11 protein-coding genes and 3 pseudogenes are annotated in these 15,374 nt (G+C 49.9%); 6 read left to right on the top strand and 8 right to left on the bottom strand.

Going from position 1 to position 15,374, the window contains the following annotated elements; genetic code table 11:
- Positions 1-42: 42 nt before the first annotated feature.
- The 5 genes and pseudogenes from Y71_RS29280 to Y71_RS29260 all read right to left on the bottom strand — a co-directional run.
- Positions 43-422: pseudogene (locus Y71_RS29280) on the bottom strand (transposase); the annotation flags it as partial.
- A pseudogene (locus Y71_RS29275) lies at positions 419-1,359 on the bottom strand (IS110 family RNA-guided transposase); the annotation flags it as partial. The pseudogenes Y71_RS29275 and Y71_RS29280, both read right to left, overlap by 4 nt.
- Before the next feature lie 137 nt (positions 1,360-1,496).
- Positions 1,497-1,868, bottom strand: a complete 372-nt coding sequence (locus Y71_RS29270; RefSeq protein WP_009651828.1) for a winged helix-turn-helix domain-containing protein — start codon at positions 1,866-1,868, stop codon at positions 1,497-1,499.
- A gap of 19 nt (positions 1,869-1,887) precedes the next feature.
- Complete coding sequence (locus Y71_RS29265; RefSeq protein ID WP_007372378.1) at positions 1,888-2,700, bottom strand: sulfite exporter TauE/SafE family protein; 813 nt, start codon at positions 2,698-2,700, stop codon at positions 1,888-1,890.
- Between the two features lie 114 nt (positions 2,701-2,814).
- Positions 2,815-3,456, bottom strand: a complete 642-nt coding sequence (locus Y71_RS29260; protein ID WP_009651826.1) for a recombinase family protein — start codon at positions 3,454-3,456, stop codon at positions 2,815-2,817.
- Positions 3,457-3,623: 167 nt separating this feature from the next.
- Here Y71_RS29260 and Y71_RS29255 point away from each other — a divergent pair, with 167 nt between their 5' ends.
- The 6 genes and pseudogenes from Y71_RS29255 (at position 3,624) to Y71_RS30500 (ending at position 11,400) form a co-directional block, all read left to right on the top strand.
- Positions 3,624-6,662, top strand: a complete 3,039-nt coding sequence (locus Y71_RS29255) for a Tn3 family transposase (protein WP_007372381.1) — start codon at positions 3,624-3,626, stop codon at positions 6,660-6,662.
- 23 nt (positions 6,663-6,685) lie between these two features.
- Positions 6,686-7,708, top strand: coding sequence for an IS110 family RNA-guided transposase (locus tag Y71_RS29250; protein WP_001567660.1), 1,023 nt, complete (start codon positions 6,686-6,688; stop codon positions 7,706-7,708).
- 322 nt (positions 7,709-8,030) lie between these two features.
- Positions 8,031-8,234, top strand: a complete 204-nt coding sequence (locus tag Y71_RS29240; protein ID WP_007372383.1) for a hypothetical protein — start codon at positions 8,031-8,033, stop codon at positions 8,232-8,234.
- A gap of 80 nt (positions 8,235-8,314) precedes the next feature.
- On the top strand, positions 8,315-9,427 hold the full coding sequence (locus Y71_RS29235; RefSeq protein ID WP_001300563.1) for an IS4-like element IS421 family transposase: 1,113 nt from the start codon (positions 8,315-8,317) through the stop codon (positions 9,425-9,427).
- Positions 9,428-9,719: 292 nt separating this feature from the next.
- Positions 9,720-10,668, top strand: a pseudogene (locus tag Y71_RS29230) (IS5 family transposase).
- 573 nt (positions 10,669-11,241) lie between these two features.
- Positions 11,242-11,400 carry a hypothetical protein gene (locus Y71_RS30500; protein ID WP_007372384.1) on the top strand — a complete coding sequence of 53 codons (159 nt, stop codon included), beginning with the start codon at positions 11,242-11,244 and terminating at the stop codon, positions 11,398-11,400.
- A gap of 27 nt (positions 11,401-11,427) precedes the next feature.
- Here Y71_RS30500 and Y71_RS29220 read toward each other — a convergent pair.
- The 3 genes from Y71_RS29220 to Y71_RS29205 form a co-directional block, all read right to left on the bottom strand.
- Positions 11,428-12,656, bottom strand: a protein-coding gene (locus Y71_RS29220) for an IS3-like element ISEc36 family transposase (RefSeq protein WP_172745716.1) whose coding sequence is annotated in 2 segments (ribosomal slippage) — positions 11,428-12,341 and positions 12,341-12,656 — 1,230 coding nt in all. Because the reading frame shifts where the segments join, the coding sequence is not laid out codon by codon here.
- A gap of 373 nt (positions 12,657-13,029) precedes the next feature.
- Entirely contained in the window at positions 13,030-13,890 is an 861-nt protein-coding gene (locus Y71_RS29210; RefSeq protein WP_007372113.1) for a PocR ligand-binding domain-containing protein, read from the bottom strand.
- 359 nt (positions 13,891-14,249) lie between these two features.
- Entirely contained in the window at positions 14,250-15,362 is a 1,113-nt protein-coding gene (locus tag Y71_RS29205) for a 1-propanol dehydrogenase PduQ (protein ID WP_007372114.1), read from the bottom strand.
- Positions 15,363-15,374: the final 12 nt, after the last annotated feature.

The following is a 15,374-nucleotide window of genomic DNA, read 5'->3' as shown; positions in this document are numbered from 1 at the left end:
CAAACCAGATAGGTGATTGTTTAAAAATTTATTGTTAGAGACTTACGACGCGAACGTCTGTTGTCGCGTCGTAAGCACCCAGGCTATCCTGGCCAGCTTGTTTGCGAGTGCGCAGGTCACAACAAAGTTGCTTTTTCTGCACATTAATTCCCTGGCCCAGTTTGCCTTTCTGGTGTTCTAGTTTTTGTTTTTTGTATGAACACTCTGGGGCACTGGACCAGTAATATTCGGATCTTTTTGTTGCCTCGTTTGCTGATCCCCAACAGAGTTGTTCGACCACCGGTGCTGTACTCACGTGGAAGCAGCCCCGTTGCCGCTGCGAAGTCACGACTACTGGCGTAGTGTTTCCCATCGCCAAGCTCAGTGGAAATAGTACTGACCGTGAGCGTTCCCACACAGGGAATGGTCAATAGACGTTGGCCACAACAGCCTGCCAGTACCTTCTGCGCTCAACCAACATACAAACCCAACGGCTGAATGAGTCATTCCTTTTCTCAGCGCCAATAAGCACTGAAAGATCCCCCTGTACCAAGAGCGTTCGCAGATACGAATAACCGGCTTTTGTGATCCTGCCGAGCTTCGGCTTTCCGCCGCTGCTGTATTGTGATTGCGTCAGTCCCAGCCAGGCGGCCAGTTGACGTCCATTTTTAAAATCATGTGCATTACCGATACTGGCGACCAGCGCACAGGCAGTTGTGGGGCCAACGCCCTTTAGCTCCATCAGCCGCTGACTGCGATGATCTGTTTTGGCCATGCGGGACAAAATTCGGTCATATTCAGTGATGTTAGCTTCAATGTGTTCCAGCAAATCATCAACACATTGCTGAACCTGAAGCGGTAAAGAGCTCTTCTGCACAGAAACTATGTGGCGCAGGGCATCAGTATTTTGTGGCGCGATGACACCGAATTCAGATATCAATCCTCGCAGACGATTATACGTTGCTGTTTTCTCTTCTATGAAACCCTGACGGGTGCGGTGTAAGCATTGCATTGCATCGCCTGCTGGCTTTCGTCCTTCACGGGTACAAATCGCATATGTGGGCGACGAACCGCTTCACAGATAGCCTGAGCATCAGCTGCATCATTCTTCCCTGATTTGCCGGCCATGCGGTAAGTAGACACAAATTTAGCGGCCATCAGACGTGGCTCATGACCATACTGCCGAAATAACCTTGCCAAGTAGTGAGCCCCAGAGCATGCTTCCATCCCGATAACACAGGGAGGCAAACCTGCAATGGACTCAGGAAGAGCAGCACGCGAAACTTTAGGTTTAACCAGAACAGTTCTGCCATTCTGATCAACACCGTGAACAGCAAACACATTTTTAGCAAGATCGATACCGACAGTCGTGATAGTCATAACGAATTACTCCGGGACGATGTGTACCCCATGATTGCACAAGAGTTAATCAGGCGCATAATCAGGGAAAGTCCCTTCCATTCGTTAAGATGATTTTTTGTACGGTTATGGCCCGATCAAAGACCGAGCCGAATGGGTTAACTCTCACCGAAGATAATTTTCTCGAGATCCTGCAAGTCCTGCTGTGATTGCTCGTTAAGGTTGGCCTCTGTTTTGTCGTACCAGCTAAGTAACTTCTGGCCAAGTGGTGTCAAAACCGAGCCTCCACCTTTGCTGCCGCCTGTTGACGTGATGACCACGGGCTTACCTATCCCTTTGTTTAACGTATCAATCAGGAGCCACGCCCTTTTATAGGGTATACCCAAATCTTTTGCGGCGGCTGACAGGGAATGAAACCCATCTATAGCGCGCAATAGATCGATTTTACCCGGCCCCAGCGAGATGTTGTCATTAATGTAAATTCGGGGTCTGACCAAAATAAAATCAGATATAAGCGCTTTTTTATTCATCCTGATACCTTTCTCGAAATTATTTTTGCCGGGTGTGTTTGAACGTTTTGATGGCGGAGATAAGAAGGATCACCCCAAGTAAAGTCATAAGTACTTTAACCGGGAACAGGCCGACCAGAAGTCCGCCAATTGCCGCACCAATCACAGATCCGATGACCATCCATACAAACAGCGGCCTTTCTTTTTTCAGAATCTGGAAAGCATCTGCATTTGTATAACGGGAAAAACCAACAATCATTGTGGGCAGGCTAATCATCAATGACAGGCTTCCGGCCAGTTTGATATCAACCCCGAACAGGATAACGATTGTGGGGATCAGAAGCTCACCGCCTGCCACACCGAGCAATGCTGCGACTATCCCGATAAAGAACCCTGAAATCACACCTGCAATAATTGTGGCAATACCGGGTTGAAATAACCCGCCGGAAATACTGTGCAGTGGTAGCCATGCTTCTGAGAACATGACGAACGACAGTAAAACAAGGAGGAGCAGAATGATTCTGTCCAGCCAGATTCTGGACATCTTAATGGCGCGGCCTGCGGCCCACCATGCCCCAATAAGACTTCCTGCCAGTAAATTCATGACAATATCAAGATGCTCTACCAACTGATCGGTGGCTATCGATTTTGTGCGGAAAATTAGAGCGATAGCGACAACAGCGAGGCTCATTGCTTTGTTAAAGATGACGGCTTCCAGGGTGGGTATTTTGAAACTACCGATCAGGACGGGAAGGCGAAACTCAGCCCCACCGAGCCCAATCAGCCCTCCTAAAGCCCCAATTACCGCGCCTGAGAAAAAACCTTTTCCATTCCTTTTTGAAACTGATGACATGCATTCCTCTCTGATTCGTTATGTCATTCTTGACATAACGATGAGCATAGCATTTCAGATGATAAGTTTGATAGTACGTTGTATAGGCGGGAATTGATCCAGCTTAAAGCTGATTCAATCAGTACCGGTGATTTTATTAAGCGCCTGTATCCGACAAACCTGAGAAGAACTGTAGCCGGTTGCTTCTGCTGTCTCCCGTATACTGAGTTTCTTAACCTGTCGGTAGTACAACACCTTCTGGTGTCGTTCACTGTCTGCCTGCTTGCCCCGGTATTTACCCAGGGAATGAGCACGCTCAATTCCCTGTTGCTGTCGCTGGCGACGACTCAGCCAGTCCTTATGCGACATTGCGGCCATCAGATCGATCAACATATTGTTGATCGCCGTGATAACTGCGCGGGTTATCGGGTCAGCCTGTGAAGGATCTTTATCTGACAGAGCCTGCCATGAAGTTGGGACGTCAAGACTGACGATCCGCAGTTCATGTTGCTCAATCTGCTTTTTCAGCGTCATCCAGTCGCTGTTGCTCAGACGGGTCAGACGGTCTATCTGCTCGACAAGTAAAATATCATTGTGGTGACTGTCCATTAGCAGGCGTCCCAGCTCCGGGCGGTCGAGTTTTGTTCCGCTGATATTCTCCCGGTAGTAACTGGCTATTTTATACCCTCGTTCCTGAACGAACTGCTCCAGCATATCTTTTGCTCGATCGGCAAACTGATCTTCCGTCGACGCTCTCAAATAAGCTCTGATGAACATTTTTTCACCGCATTATCGCTTTTAGGTTATTGCATTTATTCTATCGCATATAGGTTATGTCATTCATCGTGTACCGTCACGTTTTTATTATGGCGTCAGGGTGTACCCTAATGCGATAACCATTTTTGTTAAAAATGCCGCATCGAATAATTTATGAGGGAAACTATATGGCAAGGAGGCAGATTCTTTCTCTGTCGGAAAGAGAATCATTACTGGCATTACCGGACGATGAGTTAACGCTGACCCGAATGGCCTATTTCAGTGAGCATGATCTGGCGCTTATCAGTGCTCACCGTAAACCCGCCAGCCGCTTTGGTTTTGCCGTCCTTCTTTGCTATCTGAAAAATGTCGGCTTTGCCCCGGATAAAAAAATCCCACCCTCTGATGCGCTGCTGAAGCATATCGCCAGCAGGCTAAAGCTTACCGGGGATCTCTGGCCCGCTTACCTTTCCGGCAGGGATACGACCCGGCGTGAGCATTTAACCGAACTGTACCGCTATCTTGGCGTAAAGGCGTTCACCGGCAAAATACAGCAGGACTGTATTACACACCTGCTTTCGATGGCGACGCGCACCGATAAAGGTATTCTCCTGGCCGAAGAGTTACTGGTCTGGCTCCGGCAGAACAACGTGATCATCCCCGCGATTGACGTCGTGGAGCGTACCTGTGCGGAGGCCATGGCTGGCGGCGATAAAATCGTATTTCAGACCCTGAATGCCCCGTTAACTCCGGCCCACAGGGATGCCCTGGATCGTTTACTGGAGTCATCAGATAATCAGCCTTCCAGGCTGACATGGCTTCTGCAACCGCCGGGTAAAATCAATGGTAAGAACGTGCTGCAACATCTTGATCGGCTCAGTAGCATTGAATCGCTGGCATTACCTGAAGGTATAGATCGTACCATTCACCAGAACAGGTTGCTGAAACTTGCGCGGGAAGGCCGAAAGATGAGTAGCCGGGATTTGACCCGATTTTCAGCAGCCCGGCGTCATGCGATCCTGGTGTGCGTGCTGGAAGAAGCCAGAGCCACACTGACAGACGAAGTAATTGAGCTGCATGAGCGAATGCTGAACAGCCTTTTCAGCAAAGCCAAAAGAACACAGGCTGAGCGCCTTCAGCAGACCGGAAAGCTGATCCAGTCAAAACTGAGGCAGTATATCGATGTCGGTCAGGCGCTGTCTGATGCCCGTGATTCCGGTGGAGATCCATGGCTCGCAATAGAAAACATACTCCCATGGCATGAATTTGTCGCCAGTCTGGAGGAAACACGCCATCTCGCCAGAAAAAATAATTTTGACCCGCTGCATATTATTACCGAGAAATACAGCACATTACGGAAATATGCCCCGCGCATGTTGTCCGCTTTACAGTTAGTCGCAACCCCGGCCGCGCAACCTCTGGCTGATGCACTGGTTGTGATCAAGGAGATGTACCGGAAGCAGTTACGTAAAGTTCCGGCGGCAGCGCCGCTTGAGTTTGTCCCTGAAAGCTGGCGCAAGGTGGTGATTACACCTGCGGGTATTGACCGGCAGTACTATGAATTTTGTGCGCTCAGCGAGCTTAAGGGGGCGTTGCGCTCCGGGGATATCTGGGTTAAAGGCTCGCGCCGCTACAAAAATTTTGATGATTACCTCATCCCCGAAAAGGACTTTGACAAACTCACGCCGGCCCTGCCACTGCCCGTATCTGCTGATTATCATGAGTACATTACCAGCCGTATGACCCTGCTTCAGTCCAGACTTGAAGAGGTCAATGCCATGGCTGCCCTTGGTGAACTGCCTGATGTGGAAATATCTGACAAGGGCGTAAAAGTCTCTCCGCTGGATAACTGCGTTCCGGCGCAGGTTTCACCGCTGGCAGAGCTGGTTTACAGCATGCTACCGCGACCTAAAATCACGGAAATTCTCGATGAGGTAAACAGCTGGACGACATTTACCCGACATTTTTCGCATATAAAAAATGACATTACCCGTCCCGATACCCGACTGCTCCTCACCACCATTCTTGCGGATGGCATCAACCTTGGCCTGACCAAAATGGCAGAAGCCTGCCCCGGGAGCACCAAATCATCACTCGAAGATATTCAGGCATGGTACATCCGTGATGAAACTTATTCAGCCGCTCTTGCAGAGCTGGTAAATGCGCAGGGAAAAAGGTCTCTGGCGGCATTCTGGGGAGACGGGACAACGTCATCATCAGACGGACAAAATTTCAGAACAGGCAGCTCAGGCCGCTACGCAGGGCAGGTTAACCCGAAATATGGGCAGGAGCCTGGACGTCAGTTTTATACCCATATATCGGATCAATACAGCCCGTTTTACACCTGCATAATCAGCCGGGTCAGGGATTCAACCCATGTTCTCGATGGCTTGCTGTACCACGAAAGCGACCTGGAAATCAGGGAGCATTACACCGATACTGCGGGTTTCACCGATCATGTCTTTGCCCTGATACATCTGCTGGGATTTGCGTTCTGTCCACGAATCAGGGATCTCCACGACAAGAAACTGTTTATCAAAGGGAAAGCAGACCAATACCCGGCGCTTCAGTCACTGATATCAACGACCAGCCTGAATCTGAAAGAGATCGAAATTCACTGGCGTGAAGTGCTGCGTCTGGCAACCTCGATAAAGCAGGGAACCGTGACGGCATCCCTGATGCTGAAAAAGCTTGCCAGCTACCCCAAGCAAAACGGACTTGCCAAAGCATTGAGAGAAATTGGCCGTATTGAACGAACTCTGTTTATGCTCGACTGGTTCCGCGATCCGGCACTGCGTCGGCGTGTACAGGCGGGACTGAATAAAGGAGAAGCCCGTAACGCGCTGGCGCGTGCGGTATTCCTGCACCGGCTGGGTGAAATCAGGGACCGAAAACCGGAAAATCAGAGCTATCGCGCCAGTGGACTGACGCTCCTGACAGCTGCCATATCCCTGTGGAATACCGTCTATATGGAAAGAGCGGTCGATGCGCTGAAGCGTAAAGGGGTGAAGATCAACGAGCAACTGCTGTCGCATTTGTCGCCCTTAGGCTGGGAGCACATCAATCTGACAGGAGATTATATCTGGAAAAGCAACCGGATACCCGCTTCCGGTAAGTTTCGTCGGCTGAGGCCAGCTAAAGTAGAAAGGTCAAAAAACAACCTTAACGAATGGAAGGGACTTCCCCTGATTATGCGCCTGATTAACTCTTGTGCAATCATGGGGTAAACACAACCCCGGAGGGATTCGTTATGACCATTACTACTGTCGGTATCGATCTTGCTAAAAATGTGTTCGCTGTTCATTGCGTTGACCAGAATGGCAAAACCGTTCTGGTTAAATCCAGAGTAACCCGCGCAGCTCTTCCCGGGCTGATTGCTGGTTTGCCGCCCTGTGTTATCGGGATGGAGGCGTGCTCCGGGGCTCATTACTGGGCAAGACTGTTTCGGCAGTATGGTCATGAGCCGCGTCTGATGGCCGCTAAATTTGTATCGCCTTACCGCATGGCTGGTAAATCAGGGAAAAATGATGCAGCTGATGCTCAGGCTATCTGCGAGGCGGTTCGTCGCCCACATATGCGGTTTGTGCCGGTTAAGGATGAGAGCCAGCAGGCAATGCAGTGTCTGCATCGTACCCGACAGGGTTTTATCGAAGAGAAAACAGCAACATATAATCGTCTCCGGGGGTTGATATCTGAATTCGGCGTTATCGCCCCACAAAGTACAGATGCCCTGCGCCACATAGTTTTTGAGCAGAAGAATTCTTTACCACTTCAGGTTCAGCAATGTGTTGATGATTTGCTGGAGCACGTTGCTCGCATTGAAGATAACATCGCTGAATATGACCGAATTTTGTCCCGCATGGCCAAAACAGATCATCGCAGTCAGCGGCTGATGGAATTGAAGGGCGTTGGCCCCACAACGGCCTGTGCGCTGGTCGCCAGTATCGGTAATGCACATGATTTTAAGAATGGGCGCCAGCTGGCAGCCTGGCTGGGACTGACACCATCGCAGTACAGCAGCGGCGGAAAGTCGAAGCTTGGCAGGATAACGAAAGCTGGCGATTCGTATCTGAGAACACTTCTGGTTCAGGGTGCCCGCTCGGTACTGATCGGGGCGGAGAAAAGGACTGATTTATTCAGTCGTTGGGTCTGCTCACTGGTCGAACGCAGAGGATACTGGCGCGCTGTTGTTGCCATCGCTGCCAAAAATGCAAGACTGTGCTGGGCATCATTGCATTACGGTGATGATTTCAGGTTGTACTCAGCCAGCTAAAGTACAAAGCTGTATGACCATCTGTTCTGCAACTCGTTGATGATAAAGGGTTAGACCCCGTGAGGTATATCTGCTTATTGTACAGGGCAAGTGTACCCGACTAACGAACTAGAGCCTCACGAGCGTCTTTCATCAGGGTCCGAATCGATGACGATTCATCATGACCGTTTATAGTACCGCAGTCTCTCCCCTTTATTTTTTTACTATAGTGCAGACAGAAACCGTAAACACCGGCGTTGACATGCCGGGGAAGCCCTTATAGTACAATAATTTTCGATATCCAAACTGACCCCATCATGCGCCGAAAGCGTCAGGTTCGGCGATGGGACTGCTGCTGATGCTGACCTTCCTCGGTACGCTGCCGGCGTCGCCTCTGGCCGGCTGGCTGATCGACAACTTTGGCGGCTGGAACAGCGCGCAGGGCTATTTAATCGGCTTTGGCGTAGGTTCAGTGGCCGCGTTAATCGCCGCTATCCTGCAATACTTTACCCGGGATAATAATAGCGCGGCTAAACCGGCGCACTGACGGAAGACGGGAAGGGGATATATCCCATAAGCGCTAACTTAAGGGTTGTGGTATTACGCCTGATATGATTTAACGTGCCGATGAATTACTCTCACGATAACTGGTCAGCAATTCTGGCCCATATTGGTAAGCCCGAAGAACTGGATACTTCGGCACGTAATGCCGGGGCTCTAACCCGCCGCCGCGAAATTCGTGATGCTGCAACTCTGCTACGTCTGGGGCTGGCTTACGGCCCCGGGGGGATGTCATTACGTGAAGTCACTGCATGGGCTCAGCTCCATGACGTTGCAACATTATCTGACGTGGCTCTCCTGAAGCGGCTGCGGAATGCCGCCGACTGGTTTGGCATACTTGCCGCACAAACACTTGCTGTACGCGCCGCAGTTACGGGTTGTACAAGCGGAAAGAGATTGCGTCTTGTCGATGGAACAGCAATCAGTGCGCCCGGGGGCGGCAGCGCTGAATGGCGACTACATATGGGATATGATCCTCATACCTGTCAGTTCACTGATTTTGAGCTAACCGACAGCAGAGACGCTGAACGGCTGGACCGATTTGCGCAAACGGCAGACGAGATACGCATTGCTGACCGGGGATTCGGTTCGCGTCCCGAATGTATCCGCTCACTTGCTTTTGGAGAAGCTGATTATATCGTCCGGGTTCACTGGCGAGGATTGCGCTGGTTAACTGCAGAAGGAATGCGCTTTGACATGATGGGTTTTCTGCGCGGGCTGGATTGCGGTAAGAACGGTGAAACCACTGTAATGATAGGCAATTCAGGTAATAAAAAAGCCGGAGCTCCCTTTCCGGCACGTCTCATTGCCGTATCACTTCCTCCCGAAAAAGCATTAATCAGTAAAACCCGACTGCTCAGCGAGAATCGTCGAAAAGGACGAGTAGTTCAGGCGGAAACGCTGGAAGCAGCGGGCCATGTGCTATTGCTAACATCATTACCGGAAGATGAATATTCAGCAGAGCAAGTGGCTGATTGTTACCGTCTGCGATGGCAAATTGAACTGGCTTTTAAGCGGCTCAAAAGTTTGCTGCACCTGGATGCTTTGCGTGCAAAGGAACCTGAACTCGCGAAAGCGTGGATATTTGCTAATCTACTCGCCGCATTTTTAATTGACGACATAATCCAGCCATCGCTGGATTTCCCCCCCAGAAGTGCCGGATCCGAAAAGAAGAACTAACTCGTTGTGGAGAATAACAAAAATGGTCATCTGGAGCTTACAGGTGGCCATTCGTGGGACAGTATCCCTGACAGCCTACAAAACGCAATTGAAGAACGCGAGGCATCGTCTTAACGAGGCACCGAGGCGTCGCATTCTTCAGATGGTTCAACCCTTAAGTTAGCGCTTATGGGATATATCCCCGCCATGTCTTACCTCTTTATCCCTCATCAAAGCACGCCTGACGGCGTGCTTTCTTCATTGTTTAACGCCCTGCGAAGGGCTTTGTTGAATAAATCGAACTTTTGCTGAGTTGAAGGATCAGATCACGCATCCTCCCGACAACACAGACCATTCCGTGGCAAAGCAAAAGTTCAGAATCACCAACTGGTCCACCTACAACAAAGCTCTCATCAACCGTGGCTCCCTCACTTTCTGGCTGGATGATGAGGCGATTCAGGCCTGGTATGAGTCGGCGGCCCCAGCGCTATTCTGCTCTCGCCATCACCACCGTTCTGGTGATTAAACGCGTATTCCGGCTGACCCTGCGGGCTGCGCAGGGTTTTATTGATTCCATTTTTGCCCTGATGAACGTTCCGTTGCGCTGCCCGGATTACACCAGTGTCAGTAAGCGGGCAAAGTCGGTTAATGTCAGTTTCAAAACGTCCACCCGGGGTGAAATCGCACACCTGGTGATTGATTCCACCGGGCTGAAGGTCTTTGGTGAAGGCGAATGGAAAGTCAGAAAGCACGGCAAAGAGCGCCGTCGTATCTGGCGAAAGTTGCATCTTGCTGTTGACAGCAACACACATGAAGTTGTCTGTGCAGACCTGTCGCTGAATAACGTCACGGACTCAGAAGCCTTCCCGGGCCTTATCCGGCAGACTCACAGAAAAATCAGGGCAGCCGCGGCAGACGGGGCTTACGACACCCGGCTCTGTCACGATGAACTGCGGCGTAAGAAAATCAGCGCGCTTATCCCTCCCCGAAAAGGTGCAGGTTACTGGCCCGGTGAATATGCAGACCGTAACCGTGCCGTTGCTAATCAGCGGCTGAGCGGAAGCAATGCACGGTGGAAATGGACAACGGAATATAACCGTCGCTCGATAGCGGAAACGGCAATGTACAGAATGAAGCAGTTGTTGGGAGATTCACTGACGCTGCGTGACTACGATGGTCAGGTGGCGGAAGCTATGGCCATGGTGCGTGCGTTGAACAGGATGACAAAGGCTGGGATGCCAGAAAGCGTGCGTATTGCCTGAAAATCCAGCCAGCTACAGGGTCGTTCGCACGAAATCTTATTTATTCAACAAAGCCCCTGTCAGGGTGAAATTATCAGTATTGAGGAAAAAATGCGCGCAAATGCGGTTTTTTTTCCAGTATTGACCTGACATAATTTTTTTAGACATCTTTCATCCTTACCGAATTACCATTCAGCTCCCGGTGGAGGGGCTTCTTTTCTGGAAACTCTCCGGCCGCGAGGCGACGTCCGAGTCGTTTGCTCTGACGCTGACCCTGCTCGGTACCGGACAAGGAAAGCATCACCGCCTTCGGGGAACGGCTTGTATAAGTTATGGAACCGGATGAGTTCGGGGAGTTATATGCCATCGCCGGTTCGCCAGGTATTTATCCCCAAAGGAGGCGGTGAGTTCAGGCCCTACCGTAGGTGACCGGGTGGCGCAAATGACTGTCAAGTTGATAGTGGAAGCGAGGCCGGAACAGCTTTTTCATCCCAGCTCATTTGGATATCGTCCACAACGAAGTGCCCACCACACAGTGGAGCAGGCGCGACGGCATTTGGAAAAACTCAGTAGCGAACACGAGGTCGGGCCAGTATGTCATGTCATGAACTGGATATTGCCCCGTCGACGTATTACTGGCATCAGCAACGCCGTCGTTGCCCTGGACGGCTCGGCAACAAGGATAAACACGACGTCCATCTGAAACAGGAAATCCAGCGCGTCTTTGATGAAAACTACGCCGCGTATGGTTAAATAGCCGGGCTGTAGCTGGATTGGCCCCTATATTTCCATACACTTTTTATCACTTAACCCATTACTGGTTCGCCGCCGCAGATATTCCCGTGGCGAACGATACCCCAGTGCACTATGCGGATGCCATTCGTTGTAATGTTCGAAGGCCTCCGCAAGGTTCTTTACCGCTGTTAACCCGTCGGGTTTCGGCATGATGCTGATGTAATCGCGCTTCATCGTTTTCACGAAGCTCTCTGCCATCCCGTTGCTTTCCGGGCTACGTACCGCCGTATGTTTAGGCTCCAGTCCTACCATTCTGGCGAACTGACGCGTCTGATAAGAACGGTAGGCTGAACCGTTGTCTGTCAGCCACTCAACTGGGGATGTCGGCAGGCTGTTACCGAAGCGACGCTCCACGGCACCCAGCATGACGTCCTGCACGGTTTCACTGTCATATCCACCGTTACTGGCCGCCCAGTAAAGTGCCTCGCGATCGCAACAGTCCAGAGCGAACGTGACCCGCAGTTTTTCACCGTTATCACAGCTGAACTCGAAGCCGTCAGAGCACCACCGCTGGTTACTTTCTCCAACGGCCACTTTCCCTGTATGCGCCCGCTTCGATGGCGGTATTTCCGGTTTACGCTCAAGCAGCAGCGCATTCTGACGCATGATGCGGTATACGCGTTTGGCATTGATCACCGCCATGTCGTCAGTTTCTGATTGTCTGCGCAGCAGTGCCCATACCCGACGATAACCATAGGTGGGCAGATCGCCGATAACGGTATGGATACGGGCCAGCGCGTCAGTATCATCAGGCTTGCGCTTGCACCGACGATCCTGCCAGTCCTTCGACCGACGGGCCATGGCATGCAGTTGCGCACGTGAGACCCGGAGGCAACGACTGACAAGGCTTATTCGCCATCCTCCGGCAACAAGGGCACGTGCGCTATCCACTTTTTTTGTCGGCCATATTCAACGGCTTCTTTTAGCAGCTCGTTTTCCATGGTTTTCTTGCCCAACAGGCGCTGCAGCTCTTTAATTTGCTTCATCGCAGATGCCAGCTCCGACGCGGGCACAACCTGTTCTCCTGCGGCAACGGCTGTAAGGCTGCCTTCCTGATACTGCTTACGCCACAGGAACAGCTGACTGGCAGCAACGCCATGCTGACGGGCGACCAGCGACACGGTCATTCCGGGCTCAAAACTCTGCTGAACAAGGGCGATTTTTTCCTGAACACTTCGCCGTCTGCGCTTCTCTGGACCTAAAATATCAATCATTCGGACTCCAACGACTAGTCTAAAAACTAGTATTAAGACTATCACTAACTTAAGTGATACCAACTGTCTGGAGATTCAGGGGGCCAGTCTATAGCCGGGCTGTAGCAATCCATGGCGCTAATGTGAGGCCAGAGAGAGTACGGATGTTCATCAGGCTCACGAAGCCGGATATATATGTGTGGCTACTTTGTCAGAAAAAGATCTGCCCGTGCTTGCATCGGGGAAGTATCCACATAAGCTATTTATACTCGTCATACTTCAAGTTGCATGTGCGTTGGCTGCGCTTGCTCACCCCAGTCACATAGTTATCTATGCTCCTGGGGACTCACAAGCTTGCCGCCTTCCTGCAACTCGAATTATTTAGAGTATAGGCTCAATTGCGGAACTCTGACGGTGACTTGTTGAACGTTTTCTTAAACAGGCGGGAGAAGTAATGAACATCATTATAACCGACACTTCGAGCTATTTTTTCTATGTTCCAGTTTGTTTGTTCAAGGAGACAATGAGCTTCCGTCATTCTTTTATTTATTAAGTAAGTTGCGAAGCCTGTGCCTGTCAACTCCTTAAACGTTCTGGAAAAGTAAAACATGCTCAGGTTGGCTTTGCTGGCCATTTGCTCAAGGCTGATATTGTCTGAAAAATTCTGGTTTATGTGATTGAGTATCATTCCCATTGTTGCCTGATGTCGACTCGATGTTTTCAGTTTCTGATTTTGAACAGGACTGACATTCCTTACTACGCGTAAATTATATTCATTACTGATGTAGTTCTCTATAATAATGTGCAAAAGGTGGGCAGCAGATTTAACTTTCATCAGGCTCAGTTCAGGTACCTCATGATACAATTCGATAAGCTTTGATTCTTTTGATAAGTTTTTATCGTTCTCCACTATCTTGGGTAATGGTAGCTTTTCTGTGACACGGGCTTGCCCGCAAGAAACAAACCCTGTCAGATTACCGTTAATGAATATTGGAATGGAGAAGTCTACAAGTCCAGCATGACAGCGATAACATTGAATATGCTGTGCTTTCGTACTTTCAAAACCACCGCAACGATCACATTGCTGGCAATAGGGATGGTAAGCTGCGATTTTTCTGACTTGCTGGCAGAAAGAAGTAAAATTATACCATGGGGATATCTCTTTGCCATTCAGATCTACAGCAACAGAACCCAGACCAGTGGCATTGGCAAAATCGTATACAATATTGTCAAGTATATCGTGGGCGTTTCTCATTTTTACCTGGTAATAAAAGTTGTGATTAGTTAGTTATTCTTGGACGTTCACAAAGATAAATCCATTACATTCGTGACTATGCTATATGATATACTCTTTTTTAAAACCATTGTAAATGGTGCCACATCACATTTTACTGTTGGAGCTTTAAAATATTGATTTCTTGATCTGAGTCATTTTAATTGAATGGCTATTATTTGGTTGGATTGATTGAAAGGGATGATTCTGTAATGACTATCCAGTATCTAAGAAACGGATATGATTTATATAACATGTTCGGCGGATTGAAAATTTAAAAAAAAAGCCGGAAAAATCACGTAACTTAAAGTTTTTCCGGCTTGAATTTTTTGATCCTGACTCTATATTATCGCTCTAAGAATAGCACGTATATCCGTACCCGATACGGTTACCGGATTGGTGGATAGACAGGCATCTTGTAAAGCGGCTGTAATCATGGCATTTTCAGCAGTCATTACCTGTTCGCGAGCGATATTTAATGCGCTAAGGTTGTCCACGACATTAACCTGCTTCATGAGATTGTGCAGATGGGTGATTAGACTCGTAACACAATATTCATCCGCCGACTGGAAGTTTGCCAGTCCACACAGTTTACTTAACCGTGCATATTTTGCACGAACGGCGAAATCACGACTGTTGAACTGGATCACATGACGCAGCAACAGGGCGTTGGCAAGCCCATGGGGAATATGCAGTTGACCACCCAGTTGATGGGCGATGGCATGGTTCATTCCCAGTCCTGCCTGGCTGAAGGCGATACCGGCTAGTGTGGAAGCGTTATGCATCCGGGTACGGGCCTCCAGTTCATTACCGTCCCGATATACGACGGGCAGGCAACCGATGACCAGTTGTGCTGCTTTTTCCGCCAGTGCATCAGTAAAGTCCGTAGCGCCTTTGGCCACATATGCCTCAAGTGCATGCGTCAGTACGTCAAGTCCGGTATTGGCTGTTACTGCCGGTGGTACGCTCAACACCAGCCGCGGTTCAAGAAGCGCTATATCAGGATAAAGACTGTCATCAAACAACGGATACTTTATCCTGCTGGCCGGATCGCTGATAACGCTGGCGCTGGTGACTTCAGAGCCCGTACCACTGGTAGTGGGGATTGCAACGAAGTTCTCAATCTTTATGCCAAGCCTGCGACCAAAGAATATCATTGCCTTCGCTGAATCCAGTGCCGACCCACCGCCGAAACCGATCACTACCTCCGGCTTTATTGCGCTCATCGCCTCGATACCTGCTACCACTGTAGCGATAGGCGGATCGGGGATGATATCGCTAAACAGAGCGACAGTGTTGTCCTCATGGATATTGTCGGTGACCATTTTCAGATTGGGGCTACCAGCCAGAAAACCATCGCAGACGATCCAGATCTTTTTACCGTGAAGCGTTCTGAGCCAGGATAAACTGTCGGCTCCGCTATACACCCGCGTTTTTACCGTGAACAGGGACATCTTCACATCCTC

Source organism: Kosakonia radicincitans DSM 16656 (assembly GCF_000280495.2).
Lineage (GTDB): Bacteria > Pseudomonadota > Gammaproteobacteria > Enterobacterales > Enterobacteriaceae > Kosakonia > Kosakonia radicincitans.
Note: the sequence above shows the minus strand (reverse complement) of the source record. Positions and strands in the feature narration are given on the sequence as shown.

Bases quoted from the DNA above. Each gene is read 5' to 3' on its own strand.
- Y71_RS29270 (WP_009651828.1), bottom strand. From the start codon at position 1,868: ATGAATAAAAAAGCGCTTATATCTGATTTTATTTTGGTCAGACCCCGA.
- Y71_RS29265 (WP_007372378.1), bottom strand. From the start codon at position 2,700: ATGTCATCAGTTTCAAAAAGGAATGGAAAAGGTTTTTTCTCAGGCGCG.
- Y71_RS29260 (WP_009651826.1), bottom strand. From the start codon at position 3,456: ATGTTCATCAGAGCTTATTTGAGAGCGTCGACGGAAGATCAGTTTGCC.
- Y71_RS29255 (WP_007372381.1), top strand. From the start codon at position 3,624: ATGGCAAGGAGGCAGATTCTTTCTCTGTCGGAAAGAGAATCATTACTG.
- Y71_RS29250 (WP_001567660.1), top strand. From the start codon at position 6,686: ATGACCATTACTACTGTCGGTATCGATCTTGCTAAAAATGTGTTCGCT.
- Y71_RS29240 (WP_007372383.1), top strand. From the start codon at position 8,031: ATGGGACTGCTGCTGATGCTGACCTTCCTCGGTACGCTGCCGGCGTCG.
- Y71_RS29235 (WP_001300563.1), top strand. From the start codon at position 8,315: ATGAATTACTCTCACGATAACTGGTCAGCAATTCTGGCCCATATTGGT.
- Y71_RS30500 (WP_007372384.1), top strand. From the start codon at position 11,242: ATGTCATGTCATGAACTGGATATTGCCCCGTCGACGTATTACTGGCAT.
- Y71_RS29210 (WP_007372113.1), bottom strand. From the start codon at position 13,890: ATGAGAAACGCCCACGATATACTTGACAATATTGTATACGATTTTGCC.
- Y71_RS29205 (WP_007372114.1), bottom strand. From the start codon at position 15,362: ATGTCCCTGTTCACGGTAAAAACGCGGGTGTATAGCGGAGCCGACAGT.